The 12784-nt window shown below is 70.1% G+C and carries 11 protein-coding genes and 1 pseudogene; 6 read left to right on the top strand and 6 right to left on the bottom strand.

What is annotated here, in order from left to right:
- Positions 1–1426, top strand: a 1426-nt coding sequence (locus CCN39_RS33015) for a sensor histidine kinase (RefSeq protein WP_086848669.1), incomplete at its 5' end; no start/stop codon positions are given.
- Positions 1366–2025: a response regulator gene (locus CCN39_RS33010; RefSeq protein ID WP_086848665.1), complete on the top strand. Its 660-nt coding sequence runs from the start codon at positions 1366–1368 to the stop codon at positions 2023–2025. The genes CCN39_RS33015 and CCN39_RS33010, both read left to right, overlap by 61 nt.
- Here CCN39_RS33010 and CCN39_RS33005 read toward each other — a convergent pair.
- Positions 2022–3341, bottom strand: coding sequence for an FAD-dependent oxidoreductase (locus CCN39_RS33005; protein ID WP_086848667.1), 1320 nt, complete (start codon positions 3339–3341; stop codon positions 2022–2024). The genes CCN39_RS33010 and CCN39_RS33005 overlap by 4 nt on opposite strands.
- 112 nt (positions 3342–3453) lie before the next feature.
- On the opposite strand from CCN39_RS33005, the gene CCN39_RS33000 reads away from it, so the two are divergent.
- From CCN39_RS33000 to CCN39_RS32985, 4 genes are all read left to right on the top strand, one after another.
- Entirely contained in the window at positions 3454–4098 is a 645-nt protein-coding gene (locus CCN39_RS33000) for an aminodeoxychorismate/anthranilate synthase component II (RefSeq protein WP_086848663.1), read from the top strand.
- The gene (locus CCN39_RS32995) at positions 4095–4886 is read left to right on the top strand and encodes an ABC transporter ATP-binding protein (protein WP_086848661.1); all 792 of its coding nucleotides are present in this window, start codon (positions 4095–4097) and stop codon (positions 4884–4886) included. Before CCN39_RS33000 ends, CCN39_RS32995 begins: the two co-directional genes overlap by 4 nt.
- Positions 4874–5515 (top strand): hypothetical protein, encoded by a 642-nt coding sequence (locus CCN39_RS32990; protein ID WP_086848659.1) that lies wholly within the window; start codon positions 4874–4876, stop codon positions 5513–5515. The genes CCN39_RS32995 and CCN39_RS32990 overlap by 13 nt, the downstream gene beginning before the upstream one ends.
- 100 nt (positions 5516–5615) lie before the next feature.
- A complete protein-coding gene (locus tag CCN39_RS32985; protein ID WP_086848657.1) occupies positions 5616–5933 on the top strand; it encodes an effector-associated constant component EACC1 in 318 nt (105 codons plus the stop codon).
- A gap of 50 nt (positions 5934–5983) precedes the next feature.
- Here CCN39_RS32985 and pknB read toward each other — a convergent pair whose 3' ends face one another.
- The 5 genes and pseudogenes from pknB to CCN39_RS32960 form a co-directional block, all read right to left on the bottom strand.
- Positions 5984–7957 carry a Stk1 family PASTA domain-containing Ser/Thr kinase gene (gene pknB, locus CCN39_RS32980; protein ID WP_086848655.1) on the bottom strand — a complete coding sequence of 658 codons (1974 nt, stop codon included), beginning with the start codon at positions 7955–7957 and terminating at the stop codon, positions 5984–5986.
- Positions 7954–9303 carry a serine/threonine-protein kinase gene (locus tag CCN39_RS32975; RefSeq protein ID WP_086848653.1) on the bottom strand — a complete coding sequence of 450 codons (1350 nt, stop codon included), beginning with the start codon at positions 9301–9303 and terminating at the stop codon, positions 7954–7956. Before CCN39_RS32975 ends, pknB begins: the two co-directional genes overlap by 4 nt.
- A 3-nt stretch (positions 9304–9306) precedes the next feature.
- The gene (locus tag CCN39_RS32970) at positions 9307–10776 is read right to left on the bottom strand and encodes a peptidoglycan D,D-transpeptidase FtsI family protein (protein WP_086848651.1); all 1470 of its coding nucleotides are present in this window, start codon (positions 10774–10776) and stop codon (positions 9307–9309) included.
- Entirely contained in the window at positions 10773–12260 is a 1488-nt protein-coding gene (locus CCN39_RS32965) for an FtsW/RodA/SpoVE family cell cycle protein (RefSeq protein WP_086848649.1), read from the bottom strand. Before CCN39_RS32965 ends, CCN39_RS32970 begins: the two co-directional genes overlap by 4 nt.
- Positions 12260–12784, bottom strand: a pseudogene (locus tag CCN39_RS32960) (protein phosphatase); the annotation flags it as partial. The pseudogene CCN39_RS32960 and the gene CCN39_RS32965, both read right to left, overlap by 1 nt.

Raw genomic sequence — 12784 nt, 5'->3', positions numbered from 1 at the left:
GCCGGTGGCCGTCCTGCTCGGCGGGCCGCGGGTGCTGCGCGGCTACGGCCGTTGGACGCGCTGGTGGCTCGGGCCGCGCCCGGCCGCCGAGCCGCGCCGGAACTGGCCGCGCCGGCACCTCGAAGCGCTGGGCCACCAGTTCGGCATCTTCGCGCTTTCCTTCGTGCAGCTGATCTTTTCGGTGGTCCAGCTGGTGGTCGTCGCCGGCGCCATGCCGCTGGCGGCCCCGGTCGTGCTGTGGAGCCGCTCGATCACGGACACCCTGCGGCGCGAGACCGAAAACTGGACCGGGGTGCGGATCCCGCGGCCGTACCAGCCGCCGCCCGGGTTCCCGATGCCCCGCGCCGACGGGCTCTACCAAGCCGGTAGGCAGCTGTACGAAGAACTGTTCTGGCCGGTCCAGCACGCCCGCACGCGGTGGATCCTGCGTGACCGGGCCACCTGGCGGGACATGGCGGGCGGCGCGCTGAGCTCCCTCGTGTCGCTCGTGTGCTCGTTGCCGGCGCTCGCGTTGTTCGGCTGGGCCATGACCGGCTTCTGGCAGCTGTGGATCTGGCGGCCGTTCGTCTCCGCGCGAGCCGAGTGGTACCCGCTGCCCGCGGTGTCGACGCACCTCGGTGCGCTCGCGCAGACGCCGTTGATCCTGCTCGCGTTGGCGGCGGCGCTGGCGCCGGCACCGTGGCTCGCCCGCCAGCAGGCCCGCTTCGCGCGGGTGTGGTTCGGGCCGACGGAATCCTCCCGGCTGGCCCAGCGCGTCGAACAGCTCGAGCAGACGCGGTCCGACGTCACGGTCACGCAAGCGGCGGAACTGCGCCGGATCGAGCGCGACCTGCACGACGGCATCCAGTCGCGGCTGGTGGCGATGGGGATGAAGCTCGGCGCGGTCGAGGCGCTGGTGGACACCGACCCGGCCGCGGCGAAACGGCTCGCGGCGGAGCTGCGCGCGGCGTCGTCGGAGGCGCTCACCGAGCTGCGGGCGCTGATCCGCGGCATCCACCCGCCGGTGCTGTCCGAACGCGGGCTGCTGGACGCCGTCCGCGCGCTGGCGCTGGACAGTCCGCTGAAGGCGCAGGTCACCGGCTCGCTGCCGGGACGTGTCGAGGAACCGGTGGAGTCGTGCGTGTACTTCGCGGTGGCCGAGCTGCTCGGCAACGCGGCGAAGCACGGTGCGAAGCGGGTGACGATCGAGGTGGAATTCGCCGGCGAGCTCATGACCGTGGTGGTGACCGACGACGGCCCGGGCGGCGCGAACCCGGCGCTCGGCTCCGGACTCCGCGGAATCGAGCGCAGGCTGGGCGGTTTCGACGGTAGGTTGACGCTGACCAGCCCGATCGGCGGCCCGACGAAGGCGACCCTGGAGATCCCGTGTCAGCTAGACCGAGAACCCTTGTCGCCGAAGACCAGTACCTCCTCCGAGACGGCCTGACGCATCTCCTGACCGCCCACGGCTTCGAGGTCGTCGCGGCGGTCGCCACCGGCCCGGAACTCGTGGCGGCGTTGCGCGAACACCGCCCTGAGGTGTCCATTGTGGACGTCCGGATGCCGCCGACGAACACCGACGAGGGACTGCAGGCCGCGCTGGCCGCCCGCCGGGACGTCCCCGGGCTGCCGATCCTGGTGCTGTCCCAGCACGTCGAGCAGCTGTACGCGCGCGAACTGCTGGCCGACGGCACGGGCGCGATCGGCTACCTGCTGAAGGACCGCGTGTTCAACGCGGAGCAGTTCATCGACGCGGTCCGCCGGGTCGCGGCGGGCGGCACCGTGATGGACCCCGAGGTGATCGCCAAACTGGTGGCGGGCAACGCGTCCGACCCGCTGGCGGCGTTGACCCCGCGTGAGCGCGAGGTCCTGGCGCTGATGGCGGAGGGCTGCTCGAACGCGGCGATCGCGGCCCGGCTGCACTTCAGCGAAGGAGCGGTCGGCAAGCACACGGCGAACATCTTCGCGAAGCTGGACATCACCGCTTCGGACGACACCAATCGCCGCGTGCTGGCCGTGCTGACCTACCTCGGCGCGGGGGCTTAGCCGCGCGAGATCCGGGTCATCTCCTCGCGCTCGACCACCTTGACCCGCTCGCGGCCCGCCGCCGTCCCCAGCGCCTTTTCGTGCGCGTCGAGCCGGCCCCAGCCGTCCCAGTTGGTGAACGGGATGCCGCGCGCCTCGAGGAAGTCGAGGATCGCGTCCGGGGACGCGTACTTCGGAGCGGCGAGGGTGTCGGCGTCGGCCAGGAGGCTCGCGATCGTCTCCGCCGCGTCGCCCTTCGTGTGGCCGATCAGGCCGACCGGGCCGCGCTTGATCCAGCCCGTCACGTACACGCCCGGCAGCTGGTTCTCGTCCAGGTCCAGCACGCGCCCGGCCTCGTTCGGCACCACGCCGGCCACGTGGTCGAACGGCAGCTCCGGCAGGTGCGAGGACAGGTAGCCGACCGCGCGGTACACCGCCTGGACGTCCCAGTCGTGGAATTCGCCCGTGCCGCGGACGTTCCCGTCGCCGGTCAGCTCGGTCCGCTCGGTGCGCAGGCCGGTGACGCGGCCGTCCTCGCCGAGGACTTCGGCGGGCGAGTGGAAGAAGTGCAGGTGCAGCCGGCGCTGCCGGGTGCCCGGCTCGCGGATGGCCCACTCCTGCAGCGTCTTCACCACCATGTCGATCTGCTTCGACGCGCGCAGGGCCGCGATGCTGCCGTCGTCGAACTCGATGTCCTCCGGGTACACGATGACCTCGACGTTCGGCGAGTGGTCCAGCTCCCGCAGCTCCAGCGGCGTGAACTTCGCCTGCGCCGGGCCGCGGCGGCCGAACACGTGCACGTCCGTCACCGGGCTGGCCTTGAGCCCCTGGTATACGTTGTCCGGGATGTCGGTGGTCAGCAGCTCGTCGGCCGTCTTCGCCAGGACCCGCGCCACGTCCAGCGCGACGTTCCCGACGCCGAGAACGGCGACCGAGGACGCGGTCAGCGGCCAGCTGCGGGGGACGTCGGGGTGGCCGTCGTACCAGGACACGAAGTCGGCGGCGCCGTAGCTGCCGTCCAGGTCGATACCCGGGATGTCGAGCGCGCGGTCGGCGGACGCGCCGGTCGAGAAGATCACCGCGTCGTAGAACTCGCGCAGCTCGTCGAGCTTGATGTCGGTGCCGTAGTCGATGTTGCCCAGCAGCCGGACGTTCGGCTTCGAGAGCACCTTCTCCAGCGCCGTCACGATGCCCTTGATGCGCGGGTGGTCGGGCGCGACGCCGTAGCGGATCAGCCCGAACGGCGCGGGCATCCGCTCGAACAGGTCGATCGTCACATCGGCGTCGGACTTGTCCAGGATGTCGGCGGCGTAGATCCCGGCGGGACCGGCACCCACCACGGCTACACGAAGAGATCGGCTCACTCGCTCCACGGTAAGTTAGGGTCGCCTAACTTAAAATGTGATTTGGCGTACGGTCCACGGAGTGGGAGCCGGTAAGCTCGGCGCCATGCGCGTTCTCGTCGTCGACAACTACGACAGCTTCGTCTACAACCTGGTCCAGTACCTGGCCCAGCTCGGCGCCGACTGCACGGTCTGGCGCAACGACGTCGTGGACCTCGACCGCGTACCGGACTTCGACGCCGTGCTCGTCTCGCCCGGCCCCGGCACCCCCGAACGCGCCGGCCAGAGCATGGACGTCATCCGCAAGTGCGCCGAGACGCGCACGCCGATGCTCGGCGTCTGCCTCGGCCACCAGGCCCTCGGTGTCGTCTACGGCGCGACCGTCGACCGCGCGCCCGAACTGCTGCACGGCAAGACGAGCCAGGTGCGGCACACCGGCGCCGGCATCCTCAAGACCCTGCCCGAGGAGTTCACGGCCACCCGCTACCACTCGCTGACCGTGGTGCCGGACACCATCTCCGACGACGTCTTCGAGATCACCGGCCGGACCGAGTCCGGCATCGTGATGGGCATGCGCCACCGCGAACTGCCACTGGAAGGCGTCCAGTTCCACCCGGAGTCCGTGCTCACCGAGGGCGGCCACCGGATGCTCGCGAACTGGCTGGCCACCGCCGGTCACCCGGTCGATCCGGCTCGGGTGAACGAGCTCGAGCGCGCGACCAAGGCGCTCCAGAAGGCCGCTGTTGCGTGATCCGGCTCGAGGGGGTCGGCAAGCGGTACGGGCGCGGTGACTTCGTCCTGCGTGACGTCGACCTGACCGTGGAGCCCGGGCACGTCGTCGGCGTCCTCGGCAGCAACGGCTCCGGGAAGTCGACGCTGCTGCGGATCATGGCCGGCGTCTCGCACGCGACCACCGGCACGGTGAGCGGCACCCCGCGGATCGGCTACCTGCCGGACCGCTTCCCGGCCGGCCAGCGCATGGGCGCCCGCGCCTACCTGCGGCACATGGCGCGCATCCACGGGCTGGCCGACCTCTCGGTGATCGACCCGCTGCTCGAACGGCTCGCCCTCGTCGGCGGCCCCACGGCACCGCTGCGCACCCTGTCCAAGGGCAATGCGCAGAAGGTCGGGCTCGCGCAGGCCGTAATGGTCCGGCCCGACCTGCTGATCCTCGACGAGCCGTGGTCCGGGCTGGACGTCGGGACGCACACGATCCTCGGCGAGCTCGTCGCCGAGACGCGGGCGCGCGGGGCGAGCGTCGTGTTCACCGACCACCGCCCGCAGGTGGTGCACGACCACGCCGACGTCGTCCACCTGATGAACGAGGGCAGGCTCACGGCGGAAAGCACGGAGCCGACCACGCGGATCGTGCTGCGCGGCGACGGCACCGGCTGGGCGGACGAGCCGGGCGTGCGGCACGCCGTCACCGAAGGACCGCAGGTGGTGCTGACGGTCGAGGTCGCCCGCGTCGACGAGGTCCTGCGGCGGGCCCTCGAAGACGGCTGGTCGGTCCGGGAGGTGGCACCGTGCTCGCCCTGACCCGGTACTACCTGGCGCTGCTCGGCCATTCGCAGCGGTACCTGCCGGCGTTGCTGGCCTACCTCGCGCTGTGCGTGATCCTCTACGCCGACCCGAATTCCCCGCCGTTGCCCCTGTTCGGCATGAGCGCCGGCGGCCTGCTGGTCGTCTCGTGCTGGCTGACGATCGCGCTGCTGGACATCGAGGATCCGGTACAGCGCCTGGTGACCCTGAGCCACGCGCGCCAGTGGCGCCGGATGATCACCGGCGCGATCCTGACGGTCCTGGCCTGTTCACTGGTCCTCACCGCGATCACCGAGGTCTGGTCGGCCCTCAAGTCGTTCAAGGTCCAACCGGCGGCGCTCGGCATCGGGTTGCTCGCGCACCTGGCGTGCACGCTGCTGGGCATCGCGATCGCCCTCCCGTGCTCGCGGCTGCTGGTCCACCGCATCGGCTGGACGGTCCTGGCCGCGGTGATGACCCTCGTCGTCGTCCTGCTGGCGAAGATCCCGCTGATCCACCCACTGCTGCACGCCTTGACCGACGACGAACCGGTCGGCGGCCCACTGGTCCTGGCCCTGGTGACGTCGGTGGCGATGCTGGCCGTCAGCTTCTTCGCCGTTTCCGCACTCGTGCACCGGCGCTCCTGACTGCAATTTGCACTCTTCAATTTCCGGCCCGGGCTTCCAGCCGGACCGCGCGGCCGACTAAGGTTCGGGGCCTCTCCGGTTTCGGGCGAAGGGAGATCGGGTGACGGCTGGGATCGTCGCGATCACCGTGCCAAACTCCGACGGCGAGCTTCCGGAGCTCGCCGCCTGGTTGCGTGGCGAAGATGAACTCCGTGGCCGCGTTCAGGTTTTCGACGCCGTCGTGGTCGGGGTTTCGAGTAGCTCCGCCGGCGTTTTCTGCCGCTCGCTGTTCGCGTGGCTGACGCGGGAGCGGGAATCCCGCGTCTCGTTGAAGGTCAAACGCTCGGGCGCCGCCGAAGAACTCCAGCTCGACTTCGGGGCCGCGAGTGATGCCGATCAGGTTCTCGGTGCCGTGCAAGGATTTCTCGACCAGCCCTGAACGACGAAAAAGGCCCGCACGGCGAACCGTGCGGGCCTTTCCCCTGCTCACTAGTTGGTGGGTCTCGGGGTCGAGGTTGTGGGGAACGGGAACCCGCTGCCCTCCGACACGTTGATCGTGACGTTCTGGTCCTTGCTGATCTGCGCGCCGGGGTTCGGGTTCTGCCCCGTGATCGTGCCCTCGGGCGCGTTGCTGTTCTTGTCGGACTTCTGGTTGAACTTGCCGGTCCAGCCCATGCTCGACAGCTTGTCCTGTGCCTCGTCGAGGGTCATCCCGACCAGGCTCGGCATCTGGATCTGGCTCGAGCTGTCCGGCCCGGTCGACACGGTCAGCACGATCTGGCTGCCCACCGCCACCTGACCGCCGTTCGGGTTCTGGGTGATGACCGTGTCCTTCGGCACCGTCTCCGAAGCCTGGTCGACCCGCCTCGTCGTGAAGCCCTGGCCCTCCAGCGCGGACTTGGCCTTCGAGTACTGCTGGCCGGTGAAGTCGGTGACGGCCTTGAGCTGCTTCGACTTGCCGACCGTGATCTTCACACTGGAGCCCTCGGCGACCTGGGTGTCCGCGCTCGGGTTCTGCGACTGCACCAGGCCGACCTGGCTCGGGTCGGTGACCTCGGTTTCCCCGCTGGTCGGATCGAGGGTCAGCTTCGCCTGAGTCAGCAACTGCTCGGCTTGCTCCCGCGTCTTGCCCTTGAGGTCCGGCACGGCGGACTTCCCCGGCGCGGCGCCGACGTACAGCGTGATCTTCGTGTTGGTCGCGACCGAGACCCCGGCGGACGGGTCGGTCTTGATCACCTTGTTGATGTCGTCCTGCCCGCACTCCGGGTTGCCGTCGGTGGCCGTCACTCCGCAGGTGACCGGCTTCTGCTCGAGCGTGCCGTCGAAGCCCCTGCTCTTCAACGTCTCCCGAGCCTGGGGCACCGTCTGGTGCAGCACGTCCGGGATCGCGACCGTCGTGTTGTCGTTGCTCTTGAACGAGCCCGCCAGCCACATGATCAGCAGCACCGCGCCCAGCACGAACACCGCGGCCACCGCGGCCAGGATCGTGCGGCGGCGGCGCTTGGCCTTCGGGTCTTCGTCGTCCGGCTCGTTGTACTCGTCGTAGCGCTGCGGCTGCCGCCGGTCGGCGTTCATCACCTGCGTGCGCTCGTCCTCGGACATCACCATCGGCGCCACCGGGCGCTGGCCCGAGAGGGTGCGCACCAGGTCCGAACGCATCTCCGCCGCCGACTGGTAGCGGTTCGCCGGGCCCTTGGCCAGCGCCTTCAGCACGACCGCGTCGAGCTCCGGCGCCACCGCGGGGTTCACCGACGACGGCGGGTTCGGGTCTTCCCGGACGTGCTGGTAGGCCACCGCGACCGGGGAGTCCCCGGTGAACGGCGGCTCGCCGGTGATCAGCTCGTACAGCACGCAGCCGGCGGCGTAGACGTCGGAGCGGGCGTCGACCGACTCGCCGCGGGCCTGCTCCGGCGACAGGTACTGCGCCGTGCCGATCACCGCGGCCGTCTGGGTCATGGCGGACTGGCCGTCGTGCATCGCGCGCGCGATGCCGAAGTCCATCACCTTGACCGCGCCGTTCTTCGTGATCATCACGTTGGCCGGCTTGACGTCGCGGTGCACGATGCCGTGGCGGTGCGAGAAGTCCAGCGCCGCGCAGACGTCGGCCATGACCTCCATCGCCCGCTTCTGCGACATCGGGCCTTCGGTCTTGACGATGTCGCGCAGCGTCCGGCCTTCGACGTACTCCATGACGATGTACGGCAGCGGCCCGAACTCGGTGTTCGCCTCACCCGTGTCGTAGACCGCGACGATCGCCGGGTGGTTCAGCGCGGCGGCGTTCTGCGCCTCCCGGCGGAAACGCTCCTGGAACTGCGGGTCCCTGGCGAGGTCGGCACGGAGGATCTTGATCGCGACTTCCCGGCCGAGACGCACGTCGTGGCCGTGATGGACCTCGGACATGCCTCCGTAGCCGAGCGTTTCGCCCAGCTCGTACCGGTTGGAGAGCAGTCTGGGTGTGCTCATCTCTGGGTGCCGTTCCATTCCGTCCAAGGTGTGGTCATGATGCCTTGCCGGCCATCGTCGGTCGTACCGGGAGTTTCCGCCGGGAAGCCGCTCGAGGACTGCTCCGCGGGCACCTGTCTGCCCGGGACCACCTGGCTCTGCGGCTGGCCGTTCTGCGGCGTTCCGTTGCCGCCACCCAGCATCTTCGCCACCAGCACGATGCCCGCGACCAGGACAACGAGCAGGATCGCGGCGAGAAGCGCCCACCAGCCCCACTGCGTCTTCTTCCGCGCGGCGGGCAGCATGACCTGCCGCGGGGCGGGCCGGGACGGCGGGCCGATGGCGATCATCGGGTTCATCGCGGGGGACGGCGGGCCGCCCGGCATCTGCTGCTGCTGTGGGGGAAGCTGCTGCGGTGGGATCGGCACCGGCATCGACGGTGGTGGCGGTTGCTGCTGCTGCACCTGCTGCGGCACCACCGGCTGCTGGCCCGTCGTGTAGGTCGCGTTGACCAGCCCGGACGGCGTCGGCAGCGGCAGCCCGGCGCGGACCGCGGCGACGGCGGACGCGAACTCGCCGCCGTTGTTGTAGCGCTGCCGCGGATCCTTGACCAGCGTCGCCTCGATCACCGCGCGCGCCGCGGGCGGCACGTCCGGCGGCAGCGGCGGCGGCATGTCGCGGATGTGCATCATCGCGACCGTCACGGCGTTCTCGGACAGGAACGGCCGGTGCCCGGCGAGGCATTCGTAGCCGCACACGGCCAGCGAGTAGACGTCGGACGCCGGCTCGGCCGGTTGCCCGAGCGCCTGCTCCGGGGCGATGTAGTGCGCGGTGCCCATGACCATGCCGGACCGGGTGACCGGCGCCGCGTCGGCCGCCTTCGCCACGCCGAAGTCGGTGATCTTCACCTGCCCGGCGGACGTCACCAGGATGTTGCCCGGCTTGACGTCGCGGTGGACCAGGCCGTGCGAGTGCGCCGCCTGCAGCGCGTTGCCGGCCTGCTCCAGCATGTCGAGCGTGAACTCCGCCGACAGCCGCCCGTGCTTGGCCAGCAGCCCGGCCAGCGGGTCGCCGTCGACGAGCTCCATCACCAGGTAGGCGATCGACAGGTCGCCGTCGGCGATGGTCTCGCCGTAGTCGTGCACCGCGGCGATGCCGGGGTGGTTCAGGGACGCCGTCATCCGCGCTTCCGTGCGGAAGCGGTGGAGGAACTCGGCGTCGCCGGAGAGTTCGGCCTTGAGGATCTTGACGGCCACGGTCCGGTCGAGCCGGGTGTCGCTGGCCTGCCAGACCTCGCCCATCCCGCCGACGGCGATCCGGCTCGTCAGCTTGTAGCGGTCGGCCAGCAGCTGACCGGAGGACAGCATGCGCTATCCACCCCCGAGCTTCGCGTTGATCGCCGCGCGGCCGATTTCCGCCGCGACCGTGCCGCCGGTGGCCGCGAGGCCGCGGTTGCCGCCGTCCTCGACGATCACGGCGACCGCGATCTGCGGGTTGTCGACCGGGGCGAAGGCGGTGTACCAGGCGTGCGGTGCGGTGTTCTTGGAGTCCGTGCCGTGCTCGGCGGTGCCGGTCTTCGACGCGATCTGGACGTCCGCGCGCTTGCCACCGCCCTTGGTGAAGCCTTCGGAAGCGACCATCATGTCCTTGAGGATGGCGGCGTTCGCCGACGACAGTGCCGGGGTGCCGGTGAGTTCGGTCGGGCTGTAGTCCTCGATCGTCGACAGGTCCGGTGCCAGTACCGACTGCACTAGCTGCGGCTTCATCGCCATCCCGCCGTTGGCCACGGTGGCCGCGAGCAGGCAGTCCTGCAGGGGGGTCAGCCGGACGTCCCGCTGGCCGATGCCGCTCTGGTAGAGCGCGCCCTGCGAGTCGAGCGGGCCGACGGTTGACGGGGCGACCTTCATCGGCACGGTCAGGTCGGTCTGCCCGATGCCGAAGTTCGCGGCCGTCTTCTTCATCTTGTCCGCGCCCAGCTGGCCGGCGAACTCCGCGAACGGCACGTTGCAGGAGTGCGCGAGCGCGTCCTTGAACGTGTTGCCCGGGCAGGTTGCGCCGCCGTAGTTCTCCAGCGTCGTGTTCGTGCCGGGGAGCTTGGTGTTCGCCGCCTGGCTGACCTGGGTGTCCGGGCCCTTGCCGTCTTCGAGCACGGCCGCCGCGGTGACGAGCTTCATCGTCGAACCCGGCGGGTAGGTCTCGGAGATCGCCCGGTTCAGCATGGGCTTCTTCGGGTCCTTGTTGTTCGCGGTCCAGGCGTCGGTCTGCGCCTTCGACGTGTGCGAGGCCAGCTGGTTCGGGTCGTACGACGGCGTCGACACCATCGCCAGGATCCGCCCGGTGCTGGGCTCCATCGCGACGACGGCGCCGGTGTAGCCCTTCTGCGTCATCAGGTCGTACGCGGCCTTCTGCACGGCCGGGTCGATGGTCAGCCGGACGTTGCCGCCGCTGGGGTCGCGGCCGGTGACCATGTCCGACAGCCGCCGCACGAACAGCCGCGGGTCGGAGCCGTTGAGCACGTCGTCCTCGGCGCGCTCCAGGCCGCCGGCGCCGTAGTTGATCGAGTAGTAGCCGGTGACCGGCGCGTACATCGGGCCGTCGGCGTAGGTCCGGATGTACTTGTACTTGTCGTTCGACGGGTTGACGCTGGCCAGCACCTCGCCGTTGGCCTGCGACACGATCTTGCCGCGCTGGCGGGCGAACTCGTCGTAGAGCACCCGCGCGTTGCGCGAGTCGGTGCGGTAGTCGTCGGCCTTCACCACCTGGATGTAGGTGGCGTTGGCCAGCAGCAGGACGATCATCACGAGCATCGCCATGCCGACCTTGCGGAGCGGGGTGTTCATGCCTGCGCGCCCCCGTCCGCCGGCGGCCGCTGCACGAGCACGGTGTGCGCTTCCGCGATCGGGGCCTGCGGCTGCTGCTGCGGCTTCGGGCGCGCGGCGGGCTTGCGGGCCGCGTCGGAGATGCGGAGCAGCAGCGCGACCAGGATGTAGTTCGCAAGCAGCGACGAACCACCCTTGGACAGGAACGGGGCGGTGATACCGGTCTCCGGGATGAGTTTCGTGACCCCGCCGACGACGACGAAGATCTGCATGACCATGGTGAACGCGAGCCCGCCGCCCAGCAGCTTGCCGAACGTGTCCCGCACGGCGAGCGCGCTCCGCATGCCGCGCATGGCGACCATCAGGTACAGCATCAGCACCGCGGCCAGGCCGATGAAGCCGAGCTCTTCGCCGATCGACGCGGTGATGAAGTCGGTGTTGGCCTCGGGCACCATGTCCGGCCGCCCGGCGCCGAGCCCGGTGCCGCCGACACCGCCGGTGCCGAGCCCGAACAGGCCCTGCGCGAGCTGGTAACCGCCGCCGGCCTGGTCGTAGGTGGCCAGCGGGTCCAGCCAGTTCGCCACGCGCTGCTGGACGTGCGTGAAGAGGTTGTAGGCGATCACGCAGCCGACGGCGAAGAAGCTGAGGCCCAGGACCACCCAGATGACCCGCTCGGTCGCGACGTACAGCATCACCAGGATGACGCTGAAGAACAGCAGCGACGTGCCGAGGTCCTTCTCGAACACCAGGATGCCGATGCAGACGAACGCGGAGATCAGGATCGGGCCGAGGTCGCGGGCCCGCGGGAGCTCGACGCCGACGAGCTTCTTGCCCGCCACCATGAACAGGTCCCGCTTCGACACCAGGAACGAAGCGAAGAAGATCATCAGCAGGATCTTCGCGAACTCGCCCGGCTGGATCGAGAAGAACGGCAGCTTCAGCCACACCTTGGCGCCGTTGACCTCGGACAGGCTCGACGGCAGCAGGGCGGGCAGCGCCAGCGCGACGATGCCGACCAGGCCCGCCGTGTAGCCGTAGCGGGTCAGCGTTCGATGGTCGTTCACCACAACCAGTACCACGACGAAGAACACCAGCGAGATCACCGTGAACAGGACCTGTGCGGTGACGGCGGGCGTGTAGTCCTTGCCCTGCTGCGTGGCGCGCTCGGCCAGGGCCAGGTCGATCCGGTGGATCATCACCAGCCCGATGCCGTTCAGCAGCGCGACGCAGGGGAGCAGCACGGGGTCGGCGTACGGCGCCCACTTGCGGACGGCCAGGTGCGCGCCGGTCAGCACGCCGAGGTAGGCCAGCCCGAGCCAGATGATCGACGCGGTGAGCTCCTGCTCCTGGTTCGCCTCCACCAGGACCAGCGCGATGGTGACGATGAACGTCGCGAACCCCAGCAGCACCAGCTCGGTGTTGCGGCGGGTCGGGACCTCGCGCGGCGGGTTCGTCTGGAACTGCGCGGCAAGCGGTTCGGCGGCGCGCGCGGCGGGCTGGCTCATCAGTTACCGCCTCCGTTCGTCGGTGCCGTCGAACTCGGCGTCGAGCAGTCCCTCCCCGCTGGCTGGTTCACCGACGACGGAGCAGTGGAGCCGGCCGGAGCCGACGGCGTCGTCGTCGGCGTGGCCGTAGGGGTCGGCGTCGACGACGGCTGACCGCCCGCCGGCGCGCAGTTGTTCAGGCGCTTGCGCAGCTGAAGGAAGTCGTCGATGTACTTCCGCGCTTCGTCGAGGCTGTCCTTCTTGACGCCGTTCTGCACCGCCAGCCGAGCGTCCTCCTGGAGCTGGCTGACGCGGAGCTTGTCCGTGCACACCTGGCTCGGCGGGCAGGACCCTTGCTCGTAGGCGTGCAGGTCGATGCCGAGAATGCTGCCGGGGACGCCGCGGTAGATCACGACCTCCCCGTCCGATCCCTCGCCGACATAGTACTGACTCAGCACGAAGTAGCGGGTGGCGATGGCGGCCGCGGCGAGCACGACGAGCACCACGAGCGCGCCGGCCAGCCAGCGGAACCGCTTCCGGCGCCG

This window comes from Amycolatopsis kentuckyensis (genome assembly GCF_002155975.1).
Taxonomy (GTDB): Bacteria; Actinomycetota; Actinomycetes; order Mycobacteriales; family Pseudonocardiaceae; genus Amycolatopsis; species Amycolatopsis kentuckyensis.
The sequence above is the reverse complement of the archived record's forward strand: the minus strand, read 5'-3'. Positions and strand labels throughout refer to the sequence as shown.